19 protein-coding genes are annotated in these 17913 nt (G+C 73.2%); 7 read left to right on the plus strand and 12 right to left on the minus strand.

Annotation, left to right across the window (positions count from 1 at the left end):
• Nucleotides 1-74 precede the first annotated feature (74 nt).
• Nucleotides 75-827, plus strand: a complete 753-nt coding sequence (locus tag BLA60_RS36115; RefSeq protein ID WP_075137561.1) for a lysophospholipid acyltransferase family protein — start codon at nucleotides 75-77, stop codon at nucleotides 825-827.
• Nucleotides 824-1807, plus strand: a complete 984-nt coding sequence (locus BLA60_RS36120; RefSeq protein ID WP_425427120.1) for an EamA family transporter — start codon at nucleotides 824-826, stop codon at nucleotides 1805-1807. The genes BLA60_RS36115 and BLA60_RS36120 overlap by 4 nt, the downstream gene beginning before the upstream one ends.
• Here BLA60_RS36120 and BLA60_RS36125 read toward each other — a convergent pair.
• The 5 genes from BLA60_RS36125 to BLA60_RS36145 all read right to left on the minus strand — a co-directional run bounded on the left by BLA60_RS36125 (nucleotide 1804) and on the right by BLA60_RS36145 (nucleotide 8284).
• Nucleotides 1804-3492, minus strand: a complete 1689-nt coding sequence (locus BLA60_RS36125) for a ribonuclease J (RefSeq protein WP_075137562.1) — start codon at nucleotides 3490-3492, stop codon at nucleotides 1804-1806. The genes BLA60_RS36120 and BLA60_RS36125 overlap by 4 nt on opposite strands.
• A 20-nt stretch (nucleotides 3493-3512) precedes the next feature.
• On the minus strand, nucleotides 3513-4526 hold the full coding sequence (gene dapA, locus BLA60_RS44430; RefSeq protein ID WP_075137563.1) for a 4-hydroxy-tetrahydrodipicolinate synthase: 1014 nt from the start codon (nucleotides 4524-4526) through the stop codon (nucleotides 3513-3515).
• 34 nt (nucleotides 4527-4560) lie between these two features.
• Complete coding sequence (locus BLA60_RS36135; RefSeq protein WP_245812390.1) at nucleotides 4561-6072, minus strand: serine/threonine-protein kinase; 1512 nt, start codon at nucleotides 6070-6072, stop codon at nucleotides 4561-4563.
• A gap of 79 nt (nucleotides 6073-6151) precedes the next feature.
• Complete coding sequence (locus BLA60_RS36140; RefSeq protein WP_075137564.1) at nucleotides 6152-6778, minus strand: TIGR03085 family metal-binding protein; 627 nt, start codon at nucleotides 6776-6778, stop codon at nucleotides 6152-6154.
• Nucleotides 6779-6799: 21 nt separating this feature from the next.
• Nucleotides 6800-8284, minus strand: coding sequence for a serine/threonine-protein kinase (locus tag BLA60_RS36145; RefSeq protein WP_245812392.1), 1485 nt, complete (start codon nucleotides 8282-8284; stop codon nucleotides 6800-6802).
• 33 nt (nucleotides 8285-8317) lie between these two features.
• Between BLA60_RS36145 and BLA60_RS36150 the strand changes: the two genes are divergently transcribed.
• Nucleotides 8318-9343 (plus strand): DNA polymerase IV, encoded by a 1026-nt coding sequence (locus tag BLA60_RS36150; RefSeq protein WP_075137604.1) that lies wholly within the window; start codon nucleotides 8318-8320, stop codon nucleotides 9341-9343.
• A gap of 11 nt (nucleotides 9344-9354) precedes the next feature.
• On the opposite strand, the gene BLA60_RS36155 is transcribed toward BLA60_RS36150, so the two are convergent.
• Both BLA60_RS36155 and thyX read right to left on the minus strand, forming a co-directional pair.
• Nucleotides 9355-9756, minus strand: coding sequence for an ACT domain-containing protein (locus tag BLA60_RS36155; protein WP_075137565.1), 402 nt, complete (start codon nucleotides 9754-9756; stop codon nucleotides 9355-9357).
• Nucleotides 9757-9760: 4 nt separating this feature from the next.
• Nucleotides 9761-10501, minus strand: a complete 741-nt coding sequence (gene thyX, locus BLA60_RS36160) for an FAD-dependent thymidylate synthase (protein ID WP_075137566.1) — start codon at nucleotides 10499-10501, stop codon at nucleotides 9761-9763.
• 121 nt (nucleotides 10502-10622) lie between these two features.
• Here thyX and BLA60_RS36165 point away from each other — a divergent pair, with 121 nt between their 5' ends.
• Nucleotides 10623-11174 (plus strand): toxin-antitoxin system HicB family antitoxin, encoded by a 552-nt coding sequence (locus BLA60_RS36165; RefSeq protein WP_075137567.1) that lies wholly within the window; start codon nucleotides 10623-10625, stop codon nucleotides 11172-11174.
• 5 nt (nucleotides 11175-11179) lie between these two features.
• Entirely contained in the window at nucleotides 11180-12085 is a 906-nt protein-coding gene (locus BLA60_RS36170) for a DUF4097 family beta strand repeat-containing protein (RefSeq protein WP_075137606.1), read from the plus strand.
• Between the two features lie 81 nt (nucleotides 12086-12166).
• Here BLA60_RS36170 and BLA60_RS36175 read toward each other — a convergent pair whose 3' ends face one another.
• The 3 genes from BLA60_RS36175 to BLA60_RS36185 are packed head-to-tail and all read right to left on the minus strand — an operon-like array spanning nucleotide 12167 to nucleotide 15215.
• A complete protein-coding gene (locus BLA60_RS36175; protein WP_075137568.1) occupies nucleotides 12167-13387 on the minus strand; it encodes a winged helix-turn-helix domain-containing protein in 1221 nt (406 codons plus the stop codon).
• Entirely contained in the window at nucleotides 13378-14328 is a 951-nt protein-coding gene (locus BLA60_RS36180; RefSeq protein WP_245812393.1) for an EamA family transporter, read from the minus strand. The genes BLA60_RS36175 and BLA60_RS36180 overlap by 10 nt, the downstream gene beginning before the upstream one ends.
• Before the next feature lie 41 nt (nucleotides 14329-14369).
• Nucleotides 14370-15215 (minus strand): protein kinase domain-containing protein, encoded by an 846-nt coding sequence (locus BLA60_RS36185; protein ID WP_075137569.1) that lies wholly within the window; start codon nucleotides 15213-15215, stop codon nucleotides 14370-14372.
• 48 nt (nucleotides 15216-15263) lie between these two features.
• Between BLA60_RS36185 and BLA60_RS36190 the strand changes: the two genes are divergently transcribed.
• Nucleotides 15264-15821, plus strand: a complete 558-nt coding sequence (locus BLA60_RS36190) for a GNAT family N-acetyltransferase (protein WP_075137570.1) — start codon at nucleotides 15264-15266, stop codon at nucleotides 15819-15821.
• Between the two features lie 64 nt (nucleotides 15822-15885).
• A complete protein-coding gene (locus BLA60_RS36195; RefSeq protein ID WP_211288966.1) occupies nucleotides 15886-16410 on the plus strand; it encodes a YqaA family protein in 525 nt (174 codons plus the stop codon).
• A 20-nt stretch (nucleotides 16411-16430) separates the two neighbouring features.
• On the opposite strand, the gene BLA60_RS36200 is transcribed toward BLA60_RS36195, so the two are convergent.
• Both BLA60_RS36200 and BLA60_RS36205 read right to left on the minus strand, forming a co-directional pair.
• Nucleotides 16431-17240, minus strand: a complete 810-nt coding sequence (locus BLA60_RS36200; protein ID WP_084735824.1) for a MauE/DoxX family redox-associated membrane protein — start codon at nucleotides 17238-17240, stop codon at nucleotides 16431-16433.
• A gap of 62 nt (nucleotides 17241-17302) precedes the next feature.
• On the minus strand, nucleotides 17303-17911 hold the full coding sequence (locus BLA60_RS36205) for a cell wall protein (protein WP_075137571.1): 609 nt from the start codon (nucleotides 17909-17911) through the stop codon (nucleotides 17303-17305).
• Between the last annotated feature and the right edge of the window lie 2 nt (nucleotides 17912-17913).

The raw sequence follows: 17913 nt of genomic DNA on the forward strand, positions 1-17913 counted from the left end.
CGCTGTTCCGCCGCTTAACCGAGCCGACACGCCGAGAGGAGGGCCCCACCCGCGTCTCACCGCTGTGGATCGCGATGACGCACGCGAACCGTGCTCTCGTCCGGCTCGTCGGCAGGCTGGAGATCACCGGCACGATCCCCCCCGAGTTCGCCACCCGGCCGGGGCTGATCGCGGCCAACCACATCGGCATGTTCGACCCGTTCGTCCTCGCCGCCGCACTGCGCGAATCCGGGGTCAACCCGAGGTTCCTGCTGACCGGGGGCCTGCTGGACGCCCCGGTGGTCGGCTGGGTACTGCGCAAGGGTGGCGCGATCCGCGTCGACCGGGGCAAGAGCAACGTCATCGAGGCGTTCGCCAGGACCACCGACGCGCTCGGTTCGGCGACCGGACCGATGCTGGTCTACCCCGAGGGCCGGATCAGCCGCGAACCCGGCCTGTGGCCCGAGCGCGGCAAGACCGGCGTGGCCAGGATGTCGCTCGCGGCGAAGGTCCCGGTCATGGTCATCAGCCAGTGGGGCGCCCACGAGGCGATGTACTGGGGCACCGAGCACGGCGTCTCCGGCTGGCGCGACCTCGTCCCGCTGGCGATGTCGTGGCTGCGGGCCATCCGGAACCGGCCGGTGTTCCGGGTGCACTTCGGGCCGCTGGTCGACCTGTCGGACCTGACGCTGAACACGCCCGGCGACGCCGTCAGGGCGCACGCGCGGATCATGCACGCCATCACCGAGAACCTGGTGCCGCTGCGCGCCGACGAGCCAGACCGGCCCCGGTTCCAGGACCCGACCCGCCCGCAGGACGGCAAGAGTCCCTGGCGACCGTCACCGTGACGGCCACCAGACCCGAGCCGACCGGCACCCTGCCGCCCGTCGCCGCACCCACGTCCGCCCGGCGCCGGGGCACGATGCTCATCCTGGTCGCCTCGTTCTGGTTCGGCACCTCCGGTGTGCTGGCCAAACCGGCGATGGACGCCGGGCTGAGCCCCCAGCAGGTCGCGATGGTGCGGATCACGCTGGCCGCGGTCGTCCTGCTGGTGTCGGTGGGGCTGGCGCGGCCGGCGCTGCTGCGGATCCGGCGCTCGGACGTGCGGGTGCTGATCGGCTACGGCCTGGTCGGCGTCGCCGGGGTGCAGCTGCTGTACTTCGCCGCGGTGTCGCGGATCCCGATCGGGATCGCGATGCTGCTGGAGTTCACCTCGCCGGTGCTGGTGGCCCTGTGGGTGCGGTTCGTGCGCCGCACGATCCTGCCGGCGCGGATGTGGGTCGGCACGGTGCTCGCGCTGACCGGGCTCGCGATGGTCGCCCAGGTCTGGGACGGCCTGCGGCTGGACACGGTCGGGGTGCTCGCCGGGGTCGGGGCCGCGCTCTGCTCGGCCGGCTACTTCCTGCTCGGCGAACACGGCACGACCACGATCTCACCGGTCGGCCTGGTCACCTGGGGCATGGTCGTCGGGTCGGTCGCCATCGCGGTGATCGCGCCGCCCTGGACGCTGCCGGTCGACCGGCTGGTCGCCGACGCCGACCTCGGCGGGCTGGACGTGCCGGTGTGGGTGCTGCTGGTGGCCTGCGCGGTGATGAGCACGGCCGTGGCCTACCTGCTGTCGATCACCGCGCTGCGGCACATGCCGGCCAACGTGGTCAGCGTGCTCGCGCTGAGCGAACCGGTCGTGGCGACCTCGCTGGCGTGGCTGCTGCTGGGCCAGACGCTGACCGCCGTGCAGGTCGCCGGGGCGGCCGTGCTGCTCGGCGGGGCGACGCTGGTCCAGCTGGCCGAGGCCCGCCGGGAGGCGTCGCCGGTGGACGCCGGCTAGACCGGGATGACCGTCGGCACGATCATCGGGCGCCGGCGGTAGGTGTCGGCGACCCAACGGCCGACCACCCGGCGCACCGCCTGGGCGATCCGGTGGGTGTCGGTGATGCCCTCGCTCTCGGTGTGCGACAGCTCCATCTCCACCAGCGCCAGCACCTCGTCGAGCGCCTTCGGGTCGTCGGAGAAGCCCCGGCCGGAGATCGTCGGCGGGCCAAGCGCCCGGCCGGTGGTGGAGTCGACGGCGACGGTGATCGCGATGAACCCGCCCTCACCGAGGATCAACCGGTCGGACAGGGTCGACTCGCCGACGTCCCCGACCGACGAGCCGTCGACGTAGACGTGACCGACCTCGACCCGGCCGCTGATCCGCGCCAGGCCGTCGACCAGGTCGACCACGACCCCGTCCTCGGCCAGCACCACGTTCTCCTTCGGCACCCCGGTGGCCACCGCCAGCGCCGCGTTGGCCCGCAGGTGACGCCACTCGCCGTGCACCGGCATCACGTTCGACGGGCGCACCGCGTTGTACAGGAACAGCAGCTCGCCGGCCGACGCGTGCCCGGACACGTGCACCCGCGCGTTGCCCTGGTGCACCACCGCCGCACCCAACCGCACCAGCCCGTTGACCACGCCGAACACCGCGGTCTCGTTGCCGGGGATCAGCGAACTGGCCAGCACGACCGTGTCGCCGGGGCGGATGCGGATCTGCCGGTGTTCGCCGCGCGCCATCCGCGACAGCGCCGAGAGCGGCTCGCCCTGCGAACCGGTCGAGACGAACAGCACCTGGCTCTCCGGCAGCTCCATCGCCTCGTCCAGGTCGACCAGCAGACCTTCGGGCACCCGCAGCAGCCCCAGGTCCGCGGCGATCCCCATGTTGCGCACCATCGACCGGCCCACCATCGCGACCCGCCGGCCGTGGGCCTGGGCCACGTCGAGCACCTGCTGCACGCGGTGCACGTGGCTGGCGAAGCAGGCGACGATGACCCGCTGGTCGGCGCGGCTGATCACGCCGTCGATCACCGGGCCGATCTCCCGCTCGGCCATCACGAACCCGGGCACCTCGGCGTTGGTCGAGTCGACCAGGAACAGGTCGACTCCCTCGTCGCCGAGGCGGGAGAAGCCGGCCAGGTCGGTCAGCCGGCCGTCCAGGGGCAGCTGGTCGAGCTTGATGTCGCCGGTGTGCAGCACCAGGCCGGCCGGCGAGCGGATGGCGACCGCCAACGCGTCCGGGATGGAGTGGTTGACGGCGAAGAACTCGCAGTCGAAGTCGCCGAAGGCGACCCGGCCGCCCTCGGACACCTCGACCAGCTTGGGCGTCAGCCGGTGCTCGCGGCACTTGGCGGCGACCAGCGCGAGGGTGAACCGGGACCCGACGACCGGCAGGTCGGGGCGGTGGCGCAGCAGGAAGGGCACCGCGCCGATGTGGTCCTCGTGGCCGTGGGTGAGCACGATCGCGGCGATGTCGTCGAGCCGGGGCTCGATGGCCCGGAAGTCCGGCAGGATCAGGTCGACGCCGGGCTGCTGGTCCTCGGGGAACAGCACGCCGCAGTCGACGATCAGCAGCTGCCCGCCGTACTCGAAGACCGTCATGTTGCGGCCGACCTCGCCGATGCCGCCGAGGGCGACGACCCGCAGACCGCCGTCGGCCAGCCGGCCCGGCGGTTCCAACTGCCCGTAGGTGGAAGTCACTGGTGAGGTCACTGGTGAGGTCACTGATGGACCTGCCCGGCGCTGGTGTGCGTGGTGGTCGTGACATAGGCCGCGGCGGCGTCGGTGGCCGCGACCCTGGCGGCGGCGACGCTGGAGGGCGGCGCGTCGGCCAGGGGGACACCGGCGTCGGCCAGGTCGGCGGCGATCAGCGCGTTCTGCTCGTCGGTGGTCGGCGGCAGCGGCAGCCGGGGCTCGCCGGCGTCGTAGCCGCGCAGCCGCAGCGACGCCTTGGCGAACAGCACCCCACCGACCCGGCCCTGGGCGCGCAGCACCGGCAGGTAGCCGCGGTGGACGGTGCGCGCGGTGCTCACGTCGCCGTTCTCGTAGGTGTCGAGCATGCGCCGCAGCCGCCCGGCGACCACGTGCCCGATGACGCTGACGAAACCGACCGCGCCCACCGACAGCCACGGCAGGTTCAGCGCGTCGTCGCCGGAGTAGTAGGCCAGGTCGGTGCTGGCGATGACCTCACTGCCGGCGAGCAGGTCGCCCTTGGCGTCCTTGACGGCCTGGATGCGCGGGTGCTCGGCCAGCCGGCGCAGGGTGTCGACCTCGATCGGCACGACCGAGCGCGGCGGGATGTCGTAGAGCATGTTGGGCAGCCCGGTGGCGTCGGCGACCGCGCTGAAGTGCGCCAACAGCCCGGACTGGGGCGGGCGCGAGTAGAACGGGGTGACCACCAGCAGCCCGTGCGCGCCGGCCTGCTCGGCCTCGCGCGCCAGGTGGACCGAGTGCTCGGTGTTGTACGTGCCGACGGCGGCCACGACGCTGGCCCGGTCCCCCACCGCCTCGACGACCGTGCGCACCAGCTCGGCCTTCTCCGCGTCGCTGGTGGTCGGCGACTCGCCGGTGGTGCCGTTGACCACCAGACCGTCGTTGCCCAGGTCGACGAGGTGGCTGGCCAGCTGCCCGGCCGCGTCCAGATCGAGCTTTCCGTTGGGGTCGAAGGGGCTCACCATGGCGGTGAGAACCTGGCCGAACGGCCTACCCGGTTTCGCGGTCGGACACATGTTCATGGTCCTAGACGCTACCTCGGACGCCAATCCCATATCACTTCGACGCGACATAGCTGCGGGTCAGCTGGTTGTCCTGCGCGTCGCGCAGAACGCAGTACACGCCCCGGTACTCCGACCAGCCCTTCTCCGACGGCACGACCGCGCGATAGCGCAGCTTCTCCTTGGCGGCCTCGTCGCCGACGACGAACTCCGACTCGAACGCCATCGTGCAGAACTTCTCGCCGTAGGCGTACAGGTCCTCGGGGTCGGGGTAGCTCACGTCGGAGAACGTGTCGTCCTCGCCGGGGATGCTCATCGTCCAGTCGTCGGCGTAGACCTCCAGGTCGTGCGGCTCGGTGCACTCGACGTTGCCCGAGATCCGCCGGCCAGGGGCGATCCGGCCGTTGAGGCAGCGGCCCTCGACGGAGTTCTCACCCCAGGTGAACTCGGGCAGGGTGCCGTCCCGGCCGAAGGTGACGGTGTCCTCCATGGCCGCCGGGCGGTCGCCGTCGGCCCCGCCGGCGACGAACCGGTCGGTGAGGAACCCGGCGGCGAACATCAGCACCGCGAGCCCGGCCACCAGGCCGGTGAGCCGGCCCCGGCGCGGCGGGGGGCCCGGGGCGCCGATGGCCCTGGTCGCGGCCGGCCCGACGGCCAGCCGGGTGGCCGTGACGCCGGTGAGACCGCCCGGCGGGGTGTAGGTGGCCTGGGCGAGCAGGCCGCGGACCTGCTCGGCGGAGAGCCTGGCCGCCGGGACGGTGTTCAGCAGGCCCATGATCACCGAGGCCAGCGGGCCCTGGGAGCGGGTCAGGTACGGGACCTCGTTGAGGATGGCGTGCATGGTCGCCGCGGTGGACGACCGCTCGAACGGCGAGTGGCCCTCGACGGCGAAGAACAGCACGGCGCCCAGTGCCCACAGGTCCGAGGCGGCCTCGGCGTGCGCGCCGCGCAGCCGCTCGGGCGGCATGAAGCCCGGTGAGCCGATCAGCACGCCGCTGGTGGTCAGCCTGGGGTCGTCGGTCGACTGCGCGATGCCGAAGTCGGTGAGTTTCACCCGCCCGTTGGGCAACATCATGATGTTGGAGGGCTTCACGTCCCGGTGCACGATCCCCGCCGCGTGCGCGGTCTCCAGCGCCGAGAGCAGCTGCTCGGCCAGGCGGGTCACGACCTCGGGTGACTGCGGGCCCTGGCGCGACACGACGTCGGACAGGGTCGGCGCCTCGATCAGCTCCATCACGATGAACGTGGCGCCGGCCTCCTGGGCCACGTCGAACACGGTGACCACGGCCGGGTCGTTGAGCCGGCCGGCGGCCCGCGCCTCGCGCAGCACCCGTTCCTCCAGCACCCGCCGCTGGTCGGGGGCCACCCCGTCGGGCAGGCGTAACTCCTTGACGGCGACCTGGCGGCCGATCATCCGGTCCTCGCCGAGCCACACCACGCCCATGCCGCCGCGCCCCAGCTCACGCAGCACCGTGTACCGGCCGGCGACGACCCGCTCCCGAGCGGTGTCCCGAGCCGTGTCCCGAGCCGTGTCCTGACCGGTGTCCTGGGTCGGTTCCTGTGTCACCTCGGCCTCCTCCGCGACGCGTCCCCCTCTTCCGACCGGGCGCAAGGATGTCAGGTTCCCGCCAGTCGCCGACCGGCGGTCAGAGGCTGCGCCGCAGACCTCGCACGACGTCGAGCGCGGCCTGCTCGCCCTCGAACTCCAGCCGCACCTCGTCGCGGCCGAACGCCCACAGCAGCAGCTCCCCCGGCTCGCCGGTGACGATCACCGTGTTCGGCCCGCGCCGGGCGACGGTCTCGGTGCCGTCGGGGCGGCGCAGGACCAACCCGACCGGGCTCTTGCGCAGCGTCATCTTCCCCGCGCGGGACACCCCGGCCCAGGCGGCGGCGTCGCGGGCGCGGTCGGCGGCACGCGGCTGCCAGCCGTCCTGGGCCCGGCGGACGTCTTCGTGGTGGACGTAGAGCTCCACCGAGTTGACCATCGTGTCGACCAGCGGGATCCGGGTGGGCGAGAGCCGGGGCGGTCCGGTGCGGACCAGGTCGACCAGCTCGCTCCACGGGCGGCGGGCCAGGCCGTCCTGGACGCGCTTGGTGCGCCCGGCCAGCGCGCGGAACAGGATGCCGGGCGCGGCGTCCGGGCGGCGTTCGCGCAGCACGAGGTGGGCGGCGAGGTCGCGGGTGCGCCAGCCGGTGCACAGGGTGGGCGCGTCGGGCCCGAGCGAGGTGAACAGGTCGCAGAGCGCCGCACGCTCATCGGAGGAGACCGCCATGGGCGCTCACCCTATCGGCGCTCATTCGTCCTTCCGCAGCTTGCTCTCCTGGAGCTGGTTGCCGTCGCGGTCGGTCAGCACGCACTTGATCGCCGTGCTGCCGCCGTCCTCGTAGTCGTCGTTGCCGGCGTCGTCCCAGGTGGCCTTGGTCGGGACCAGCGTGGTGTAGGTGAGGGTCCCGTTCTTGTCGCGGTCGTCGACGATCGTGCTGGCGAACACCATCGCGCAGCTGGCCTCGCCGAAGTCACGCAACACCTGGTCACCGAGGTACTCCAGGTCGGAGTTGGTGAAGACGTCGAAGTCGATCACCTCGAACTCGTGGGCCTCGGCGCAGTCGGTGTCGCTGCTGTTCGGGTAGACCCGGCCGGCCTCCAGCTTCGCCGACGAGCACTCGCCGTCGCCGATGTCGAACTGGGTGATCTGGCCGCCCTTGCCGTAGGTCAGGGTCTCGCCGGCCGCCGGGTCCACCGCCGGCGCGTTGATCGCCGAGGAGGCGAACCAGCCGCCGGCCAGCCCGGCGACCAGCGCCACGACCAGGCCGGTGATCACCCACGGCCGGCGGTGGCGGCCCGGTCGGGGCACGAGGGCGGTGAGCGGCGGGGCGGCGTGGGTGACGCCCGGCCCGAACGCCATCGTTCCCGCCATCGTCCCCGCCATCGTGCCGCCGGGCGGGGTGGCGGTGGCGTGCGCGAGCAGGCCCCGGACCTGGCCGGCGGTGAGCCTGGCCTCCGGGAGGGCGTTGAGCAGGCCCATGATCACCGAGGCCAGCGGGCCCTGGGAGCGGGTCAGGTACGGGACCTCGTTGAGGATGGCGTGCATGGTCGCCGCGGTGGAGGACCGCTCGAACGGCGAGTGGCCCTCGACGGCGAAGTAGAGCACGGCCGCCAGCGCCCACAGGTCCGAGCCAGGGTCTGCCTCGCCGCCGCGGATCCGCTCCGGCGCGATGTAGCTGGGTGAGCCGACGAGCACGCCGCTGGTGGTCAGCTTCGGGTCGTCGGTCGACTGGGCGATGCCGAAGTCGGTGAGCTTCACCCGGCCGTTGGGCAGCACCATGATGTTGGAGGGCTTCACGTCCCGGTGCACGATCCCCGCCGCGTGCGCCGCCTCCAACGCCGAGAGCAGCTGCTCTGCCAGTCGGGCGACCGCCTCCTGGGGGATCGGGCCCTGGCGGGCGACCACCGCCGAGAGGGTCGGCGCCTGGATGAGCTCCATCACGATGAAGGTGTTGCCGGCCTCCTGGAGCACGTCGTAGACGGTGACCACGGCCGGGTCGTTGAGCCGGCCGGCGGCGCGCGCCTCGCGCAGCACCCGCTCCTCCAGCACCCGCTGTTCCTCCAGCGGGACCCCGGCCGGCAGGTGCAGCTCCTTGATGGCCACCTGGCGGCCGATCATCCGGTCCTCGGCGAGCCAGACGATGCCCATCCCGCCACGGCCGATTTCCTGGAGCACGGCATAACGCCCGGCGATCACTCGCTGGTGGGTCACCTGGTCAGGCTGCTGGGTCACCCGCAGGATGCTACTGCGCGCGACACTGGCCCCATGGCGGCTTGGGTACTGCACGTCGATCTGGACCAGTTCATCGCGGCGGTCGAGGTCCTGCGGCGCCCCGAGCTGGCCGGACGCCCGGTGGTCGTCGGCGGCAGCGGCGACCCCACCCGGCGCGCGGTCGTGGCCACCGCCTCCTACGAGGCCCGCGAGTTCGGCGTCCACTCGGGCCTGCCGCTGCGCCTGGCCGCCCGCCGGTGCCCGGACGCGGTGTTCCTGCCGGCCGACGCGCCGGCCTACGACGCGGCCTCCGCCGAGGTGATGGCCGCGCTGCGGGAGTTCGACGTGGTGGTCGAGGTCCTCGGCTGGGACGAGGCGTTCCTGGGCGCCACCACCGACGACCCGGAGGCGTTGGCCGCCGACCTGGCGCGCGCGGTGCTGGACCGCACCCGGCTGCACCTGTCGGTGGGCATCGGCGACAACAAGCTGCGCGCCAAGCTCGCCACCGGCTTCGCCAAGCCCGCCGGCGTCTACCGGCTGACCAGGGACAACTGGTTCGAGGTGATGGGCGGGCGGCCGACCGAGGCGCTGTGGGGCATCGGCCGCCGGACCGCCGCCAAGCTCGCCGACCTCGGCCTGCACACCGTGCGCGAGCTCGCCGCCGCCGACGAGCGGGTGCTGGCGCGGCGGTTCGGCCCGACGATGGGCCCGTGGTACCGCACGCTGGGGCTGGGTGCCGGCGGCACCGAGGTCACCGCGAGCCCGTACGTCGCCCGCTCCCGCAGCCGCGAGACGACCTTCCAGGAGGACCTGACCGAGCCGGCGGAGATCGGCGCGGCGGTCGCGACGCTGGCCAGGCGGGTGGCGCGGGACGTCGCGGCCGAGGGCCGGCCGGCGGCGCGGGTCGCGGTGAAGGTGCGGTTCGCGCCGTTCTTCACCCACACCCGCAGCCGGACGCTGCCGGCCCCCACCAGCGACCCGGACGAGCTGGAACGGGCGGCCGGCGAGGTGCTGGCGCTGTTCGAGCTGACCAGGCCGGTCCGGCTGCTCGGGGTGCGCGCGGAGTTCCCCGCACCCTGAGTTCCCCCGGCCTAGGGTCCGTGGACCTCGTGGCCGGCGGCCACCAGGGCGGCGACGGCGCGGTCCAGGTCGCCGGCCTTCACCAGCACGTGGTCGGTGTCGTAGGTGGACACGGCGAACAGGCTGACGCCGGCCGCGGCCAGCTCACCGGCGAGCGCGGCCATGATCCCGGTCAGGGTGAAGTCCAGCGGCCCGCGGACCGACAGCAGGCGCCAGCCGGCCTGGCGGACCTCGGTGTCCAGGCCGGCGGCCAGCCGGGTCGGGCAGACGACGGTGACCCCGTCGGCGGCGCTGACCACCGACACCAGGACCTGGTCACCGGCCGGGAACAGGTCGGCCGGCGGGGTGGCGCCGGCCGGCAGCCGGGCGACGGTGTACTCCCCTGCCGCCACCACCAGGCCCAGCCGGCGCATCCGGTCAGCCCTCGGTGACGAACGGGCTGGACGCGACCTCGGTGCCGTCGGGCAGCGTGGAGATGACGAAGTCGTCGAACACGTTGGTCGCGGCCTTCTGCAGCTGGCGCAGGCACTCCACGGCCAGCTCACGGATCTCCACGTCGGCGTGCTCGCTGGCGCGCATGGCCACGAAGTGCCGCCACGCGCGGTAGTTGCCGGTGACCACGATCCGGGTCTCGGTGGCGTTGGGCAGCACGGCCCGCGCGGCCTGGCGGGCCTGCTTGCGGCGCAGCGTGGCGTTGGGCACGTCGGCGAAGCGCTCCTCCAGCCCGGCCAGCAGCTCGGTGTAGGCGGCGAGGCTGGCCTCGGTGGCGGCGACGAACTTGGCGTGCAGCACCGGGTCCCCGGCGATGACCTCCGGCTCGACCATCGAGGCGTTGCGCTCGGGCACGTAGCGCTGGGAGAGCTGGGAGTAGGAGAAGTGCCGGTGGCGGATCAGCTCGTGGGTCAGGGAGCGGGAGATGTCGCTGAGGTAGAAGCTGACCGAGCCGTGTTCGAGCACCGACAGGTGGCCGACCTCCAGGATGTGCCGCAGGTAGCCGGCGTTGGTGGCGGTGACCGGGTTGGGCTTCTTCCACGACTGGTAGCAGGCACGACCAGCGAACTCGGCGAGCGCCTCGCCGCCGTCCGCGTCGGTCGACCACGGCACGTCGGCCGGCGGGAAGAACTCGGTCTTCGCGATGAGCTGCACCTTGGGCGACATGCCCCGCAGCCTAAACGGGCAACCCAGCGTCGGCGGACCCTGACACGCGCGACAGCACAATGGTGTCATGAGATGTCATGACTTCCTTGACTGATGTCATCGATGACGTCATGATGGCATCATGGATCTCACACCGTATGTCGCCGCGTTGCGGGAGGACCTGACCACGGCAGCCTCCGCCGGCGACGAGAACACGCGCCGGGCGGCTGCGGTCCTGGCCGCCGCGCTGGAGCCCGCGGCCCGCCTGGCCATCATGAACGCGCTGTCCGACCTGGCCGCGGAGGTCACCGCCTCCCTCGACGACCACGTGATCGACGTCCGCCTCGACGGGCGGGACGTGCAGGTCGTGGTCACCGGCACCCGGTCGGCGCGCGAGACACCACGCGCCGACGAGCAGTCGACGCCACCACCGGGGGGTGACACCGCCGACATGACCGGAGACATGAGCCGGATGACGCTGCGGCTGTTCGAGCAGCTCAAGAGCAAGGCCGAGCAGGCAGCCGCGTCCCAGGGCGTCTCGCTGAACACCTTCGTCCAGCAGGCCGTCCAGGGCGCGCTGCACGGCAAGGGCAAGCACCGGGGACAGGACTGGAGCCAGCGCTGGGGCGGGGAGTGGCCCGGCGAGAACCGCGGCGACTCGTCGTCGCGGGTGCACGGCTGGTACGAGGGGTGAGCTGGATGACCGAGCAGCAGTCAGCGGCGGAGGAACTGGTCCGCCGGCAGAGCTACGAGTCCACCGGGCCCGTCGAGCTGGACCTGGCCACCGGGCCGGGCCGGATCGACGTCCGGCTGGTCGACGAGCCGGGGGTGCACGTCGAGGTGCGGCACGAGCCGCACGGGGAGACGCCGTTCGCCCAGGGCGTGTCCAACCTGATGAACTGGATCGGCTCCCAGTTCGGCAACCTGGACCCCGTCGAGACCAGCATCCCGGCCGAGGCCGTGCGCCAGACGAGGATCGACTTCACCGCCGGCCGGCTGGTCGTGCGCGCGCCCAAGGACATGCACCTGCGCAACGTCGCCATCTCGGTGTCGGTGCAGGCGCCGCTGGGCAGCCAGGTGGCGGCCAAGTCCGGCTCCGGTGACCTGTCGGTGACCGGTGCCGCCGGCCGCCTGGAGCTCAACACCGGCTCCGGCCGGATCACCACCGACCAGTCCGCCGCACCGGCCAAGATCGACACCGGGTCCGGCGCGGTTCGCCTGGGCCTGATGGCGGCCGGGGTGCGGGTCAAGACCGGCAGCGGCGACGTCGAGATCTCGGCCGTCGGCGGCGGCAGCACGGTGATCACCGGCAGCGGCGACGTGTGGCTCGGCTCGGTCAGCGACGACGCCATGGTGCGCACCGGCAGCGGCCAGGTCACCATCGCCAACGCCTCGGCCGGTCAGCTGGAGCTGCACACCGGTTCCGGCGCGATCCGCATCGGGGTCCGCGAGGGCAACCGCGCCGAGATCGACCTGTCGTCGGGCTCCGGCGACGTGCGCAGCGACCTGCGGTTGACCACGACCCCGCCGGAAACCTCACCGCCGCTGCGGATCCGTGGCCGGACCGGCTCCGGCTCGGCACTGGTCACCACCGCCATCGACTGAGCGCAGCGGACCGAGCGGACCACCATCAGGGGGATGGGAAGCGGGCGGCGCGTCGCTCCGGACGCGCCGCCCGACCCCTGCTCAGCGCAGGACGGCGCGCAGCGCCGGGGCCAGCGAGCCCCGGTCCTGCGCGACCACGTGGTCCAGTTCGAGCCACTCGGCCATCACCGCCAGCTCGGCGGCCAGCTCGGCCGCCACTCTCGGCTCGGCGACCCCTGGCTCGGCGAACGCGCCCCGCACCCGCAGCGTGCCGGCCGCCCGGTCGGCCTTGAGGTCCACCCGGGCGACCAGCTCGCCGTCGAGCAGGAACGGGAACACGTAGTAGCCGTACACGCGCTTGGGCTCGGGGACGTAGATCTCGATCCGGTAGTGGAAGCCGAAGATCCGCTCGGTGCGGTCCCGCTCCCAGATCAGCGGGTCGAACGGGGCGAGCAGCGCGCGGCCGGACACCTGGCGGGGTGCCCGCGCGTCCACGTGCCGGTAGGCCGGCGCCGGCCAGCCGGCGACGGTCACCTCCACCAGCTCACCGGCCTCGACCAGTTCGGCGACCGCCGTGCGGCTGCGTTCCGGCGGCCGGATCCGGTAGTAGTCGCGCAGGTCGGGCTCGGTGGCGATGCCGTGGGCGGTGGCCGCGCGCCGGGTCAGCTCACGGATGGCGTCCTCGTCGGACAGCCGGGTGGCCAGCACCGCCGGCGGCAGCACGCGTTCGGGCAGGTCGTAGAGGCGCTGGAATCCCCGGCGGGCGCCGGTGGTCAGCTCGCCGACGGCGAACAGGTACTCGCACGCGTGCTTGACCGACGAGCGGTTCCACCAGCCGCCGCCGGCCCGCCGCCCGGCCAGGCCAAGCTCCTGCTCCAGCGGCCCGGCGCCGATCGGGCCGAGGTCCTTGACCGCCGCCAGCACGTCGTCGAGCAGGCCGGGCGAGGAGGCGAGCAGGCTGGCGTAGCGCTGGCCGAGGCGCTGCTCGTAGTCACGCATCCGCCAGCGCAACAGCGGCCAGTCGGCCACCGGCAGCAGGCTCGCCTCGTGCGCCCAGTACTCGACGAGCATCCTGGGACGCCTGGTCGAGTGCGTCCAGGCCGCGTCGTCGACCAGCTCCGACGGGTAGGGCCCGAGCCGGCTGAACAACGGCATGTAGTGGGCGCGCACGGCGACGTTCACCGAGTCCAGCTGGATCAGCCGCACCCGGTCGAGCACCCGCCCCAGGTGCCGCCTGGTCACCCCGCCGCCGGGCCTCGCGTCCGCGAAACCCTGTGCCGCCAGCGCGATCCGCCGCGCCACCTCGGCCCCGATCATCGACATCCCTCCGGAACGGGCGGTGGTTTGCCGGCCCGGTGCTCCGCGCGCACCACCAGCACCACCGCACACAACACGACAAGACCGCCGGCCAGCTGCGCCGGCCCGAACCGCTCCCCGGCCAGCCACACGCCGAGCAGCACCGCGATCACCGGGTTCACGTAGGCGTAGGTCGCCACCGTGGACACCGGTAATCGGCCCAGCGCGTACACGTACGCGCTGAACGCGAGCGCGCCGAGCAGCACGCAGTAGACCCAGCCGACCCATGACCGCGTGCTGACCTCCGCCAGGTCGACCGTCTCACCGGTCCCCCAGCCGGCCACGGTCAGCACCGCGCCGCCGACCAGCATGCCGACCGCCGAGAACGTCACCGGGTTGGGCGGGGTCGGCAGCCGCGAGCCGGCGACGGTGCCGCAGGCCCAGCCCAGAGCGGCCAGCAGCACCAGCCACGGGCCGTACCAGGCGGAACCGTGCGCGCCGGCGACCGGCCCACCGAGCATCAGCACCAGCAGGCCGACGAACCCGACGGCCACCCCGACCAGGGTGACCGGCGGTGGGCGTTGGCCGATCAGCCGGCGCAGCACCACCACGTACAGCGGGATGCTGGCCACCAGCAGCGCGGCCAGCCCGGAGGCCACGTCCCGCTCGGCGACCACGACCAGCCCGTTGCCCCAGCCCGGCAGCAGCAGACCGACCAGCGCCGAGGTGGCGAACTGCGCCCTGGTCATCCGGAACCCGCCGCGCCCGGCGAACACCAGCACCGCCAGACACAGCAGCAGCCCGGACACCACGAACCGGCTGCCGGCCGACAGCAGCGGCGGCATCGTCTCGATGGAGAACCGGATCGCCAGGTACGTCGACCCCCACACGACGTACACCACGCCCAGGGCCGCCCAGGCGAACCAGGCCGCTCGGGCGGTGGGTGGCGAGGTCACGGTGTCGGTCACGCGGTCACGATCGCACGAACCACCGACACAACGGTGGGCGGTTACCGACCGAACAGGACCAGCGCGCCCACGATCACCAGCACGACCACCACGGCCAGGATCACCGGCGGCCAGCGGAGGACCACGGTGCCCGGGGGTTCGGACGGTGGTTCCGGCTCGGCCAGGGCGCCGCCCACCCCGTCGTCGTCGGTGTCGCCGGTGTCGCCGGTGGGCACCGGGTCGGTGGGGCGGACGGGCACCGAGACCACGGTCAGCTGGCTCAAATCGGCGCGCAGGGCGGCGGCGTCGGGGTAGCCGCCCTCGATCCCCCGGCGCAGAATCGCCAGGAACTGCGGCGACACCCCCGGCACGTCCGCGACCGGTGCGGCCGGGGAGCCGGCGAGCAGGGCGTGGAGGGTCACGGCCAGCGCGGGGACGTCCGGGCGCGGGTCGGTCGTCAGCGAGGCCAGGCCGAACCCGGTGAGCCCGACCGTGCCGGCCGGCTTGACCAGCAGCTTCCCCGGTTCGACCGCGCCGTGGGTCAGGCCGAGGTCGTGCGCGGCGACCAGCACGTCGGCGAGCCGCTGGCCGACCTCGGCGACCTGCTCCGGGGGCAGCGGGGCGCGGCCGGCCAGCGACCCGTCCACGCACAGCTCCAGGACCTGGTAGGCGTGGCCGTCGGGCAGCACCCCGGCGTCGAGGACCTCGACCACGTGCGGGTGGGCGGACAGCTCGCGGACCGTGCGGGCGTCGTCGAGGAAGCGGCGGCGGTCGGTCACCGGGCGGTCGTCGACCCGGACGGCCACCTCGCGGGCGTCGGCGGCCCGGTCGGCCAGGTACACCGTGCCGGACCCGCCACGGCCGACGAGGTCACCGATCCGATAGCCGATCAGCTCTGGAGCGGACACAGGCGGTAAGCGTACGGGCCCGGATCGGGCTCGGGGTAGGTTGCGGCCATGGCCGAAGCGTCCGTGCTCCCCGCCCAGCCCTCCGACGCCGAGGAGATCGCCAGGATCCAGCTCGACACCTGGCGCACGGCGTACACCGACCTGCTGCCCCCCGAGGTGCTCGACGCGCTCGACCCCGCCGAGGCGGCGCTGACCTGGCGCCGGACCATCGAGGACGGTCCGGCGCGGGTGTTCGTCGCGCGCGAGGGTGCCAGCGTCGTCGGGTTCTGCGCGGCCGGGCCGGCGCCGGCCGAGGAGACGGCCTCGGCCGCCGGCGAGCCGGCGAAGGACGCGGCGACCGTCACGCTGGTGAGCACCCTTCTGGTGGAACCCCGCTGGGGGCGCAGGGGCCACGGTGGCCGACTGCTGGCGGCGGCCGGCGATGCGCTGCGCGCGGAGGGCTCGACCAGGGGAATCGCCTGGGTACCGGAGGCGGACAAGGCGTCGGTCAGCTTCCTGGAGCGCGCGAGCTGGGTGCGCGACGGCACGGTCCGGACCCTGGACGCCGGCGGTCGACCGCTCCGCGAAATTCGGTTGACAGGAACTTTGCGTATCGAACTTGTTTGAGGATCGACACGTATAGGTTATAGATACTCTGTTCGCCGATCCCCGACGTCGCTAGGAGTAACGGGTGCTGACCTGGCTGTGCATCACCCTGGGAGTCGCCTTCGGCTCCGCGGTGCTGCCGCTGGTGAGCATCGAGATCTTCCTCGTCGGGCTGGCCATGCAGGAACCGCACATCCACTGGCTCGCGCTGGGCGCGGTGGTCGCGGTCGGTCAGGTCGGCGGCAAGCTCGTGTACTACTACGCCGCCCGCGGCGAGCTGCGGTTACCGGGCTGGATGCACCGCAAGCACCGCCGGCGCGAACCCCGGCCGGTGACCGCGCGCCGGCTGCGCTGGCAGTTGCGGACCAAGCGCATCCGGGGCTGGGTCGAGGCGTTACGCGAGAAGTGCCACCGCCACCCGAGGTGGATGGTCGGCACCTACGGCGTCAGCTCGGTCCTCGGGGCCCCGCCCTACATGGCCACCGCGGTCCTGGCCGGCATGGTGCGGATGAGCCTGTCGGCGTTCGTCTCGGCCGGACTGCTCGGCCGGTTCGTCCGGTTCAGCGCGATCGCCGCGTCCCCGGCCCTGTTCGCCAGCTGGGCCCTCTGACCCTCACACCAGCACGACCCTCACACCAGCACCTCGCCGGACTCCGGCACCAGCGCGACCCTGATGTCCTGCGGCCGGTGCCCGTCGAGCGGCACGGCGAACACGGCGGTCGCCGCCACCCCGTCCTGGTCGGCGCTGTAGGTCAGCAGCCGCCACCGGCCCTCCTCCCACGAGTCGAGCAGGTCCGAGCGCAGGGCACCCACCACCGAGCGGTACGCGTCGCTGCGTTGCAGCTGCTGGACGCTGGACTCCAGCGGCACGGTCACCGGCGTGCGCGCCAGCGGGTGGCTCACCCGCACCCGCCAGCGGCGCAGCGGCAGCAGCCACCGGTGGTCCAGTTCCGGCGACAGCGCGACGATCACCGCCGACTGCGCCACCACCACCGCGACCCAGGCCAGCGGCGCGTCGGCCAGCGTGGCCGGCCACCACGCGGTGCTCCACGCGGCCAGCGCCCCGGACGCCAGCAGGACTCCGGCCCGGACGAACCCGCGCCCGCGTACCGGGGTGTGCTTGTCGCCAAGGCAGCCGCAGCCGGCCTCGGGGGCGCGCAGCTTCGCGTAGGCCAGGTAGGCCAGCATGCCGACGGACAGGGCCACCGCCAGGTAGGCCTCGACGACCAGCACCGGCGGCGTCACCAGCAGCGCCCCGACCAGCAGTTCGACGAGGCCGACGGCCCGGTAGGCGGGCACCGCCCTGGTCTCGCCGACGAGCTTGCGCAACGCCGAGCGGCGGGCCGCGACCGGCGCCCTGCGGCCCAGCTTGAACATGCTCGCCCAGATCAGCACCCCGCCGAGTACGAACTGTTGGGTGCCCGCGAACCACTCGATCACGCTGTCCTCCGATGCCGCAGGGTCCCGGGCCGCCGGCCACGCGGCGGCCCGGGAAGGGGGAGTCAGGCCGCCGCGTAGACGGTGGCCAGGTCGACCTCGTTGGTGTCCGGCCGCCACGCGCCGATCACCTGGGCGTGCTTGCCCACCTGCAACAGCGACAGGTCGCTGACCGCGGGCGTGCTGTTGTAGACCGCCGCCGTGGTGCCGGCGACCACGTGCCCGACGATGCGGTCGCCGTGGTGGTCCAGGTGCAGCGCGGTGCGGCCGATCGAGGTGATGTGCACCTGCAGGTTGACGATGTTGAGCCAGACCGCGTCGGCGGCGAGGGTGCCGTCGGGCAGCCGGACCCCGCGCGCGTAGAGCCCGTCGCCGACCTTCGCCGCGTCGGCGGTGGTCGGGCGCAGCTTCCACACGCTGGTGGCCGAGGTCAGGTGGATGCGGTGCATGCTGCGGTCGGCGCTGGTGACCAGCAGCTCACCCTTGCCGAGGCTGCGGACCCGGCCGTCGACGAAGTTCGGGTCGGGGGCGCCCGGCTCGACGTCGAGCTTGGGTCGCTGACCGGCCACCGCCTCGGGGGCGAACGAGCCGATCGTGCTGGCGCCCACGACCGTCACGGCCGTGGTGCCGAGCACCGCCTTGCTGAGAAAACGCCTGCGTCCCAACGAATCCATGG

Origin of the sequence: Actinophytocola xinjiangensis (genome assembly GCF_001921215.1) — a bacterium.
Lineage (GTDB): Bacteria > Actinomycetota > Actinomycetes > Mycobacteriales > Pseudonocardiaceae > Actinophytocola > Actinophytocola xinjiangensis.

What these genes read in the sequence shown, in the direction of transcription:
- BLA60_RS36115 (WP_075137561.1), top strand. Translation starts at nt 75, where the DNA reads ATGACGCACGCGAACCGTGCTCTCGTCCGGCTCGTCGGCAGGCTGGAG.
- dapA (WP_075137563.1), bottom strand. Translation starts at nt 4,526, where the DNA reads ATGAACATGTGTCCGACCGCGAAACCGGGTAGGCCGTTCGGCCAGGTT.
- BLA60_RS36140 (WP_075137564.1), bottom strand. Translation starts at nt 6,778, where the DNA reads ATGGCGGTCTCCTCCGATGAGCGTGCGGCGCTCTGCGACCTGTTCACC.
- BLA60_RS36150 (WP_075137604.1), top strand. Translation starts at nt 8,318, where the DNA reads ATGGCGGCTTGGGTACTGCACGTCGATCTGGACCAGTTCATCGCGGCG.
- BLA60_RS36155 (WP_075137565.1), bottom strand. Translation starts at nt 9,756, where the DNA reads ATGCGCCGGCTGGGCCTGGTGGTGGCGGCAGGGGAGTACACCGTCGCC.
- thyX (WP_075137566.1), bottom strand. Translation starts at nt 10,501, where the DNA reads ATGTCGCCCAAGGTGCAGCTCATCGCGAAGACCGAGTTCTTCCCGCCG.
- BLA60_RS36165 (WP_075137567.1), top strand. Translation starts at nt 10,623, where the DNA reads ATGGATCTCACACCGTATGTCGCCGCGTTGCGGGAGGACCTGACCACG.
- BLA60_RS36170 (WP_075137606.1), top strand. Translation starts at nt 11,180, where the DNA reads ATGACCGAGCAGCAGTCAGCGGCGGAGGAACTGGTCCGCCGGCAGAGC.
- BLA60_RS36175 (WP_075137568.1), bottom strand. Translation starts at nt 13,387, where the DNA reads ATGTCGATGATCGGGGCCGAGGTGGCGCGGCGGATCGCGCTGGCGGCA.
- BLA60_RS36190 (WP_075137570.1), top strand. Translation starts at nt 15,264, where the DNA reads ATGGCCGAAGCGTCCGTGCTCCCCGCCCAGCCCTCCGACGCCGAGGAG.
- BLA60_RS36205 (WP_075137571.1), bottom strand. Translation starts at nt 17,911, where the DNA reads ATGGATTCGTTGGGACGCAGGCGTTTTCTCAGCAAGGCGGTGCTCGGC.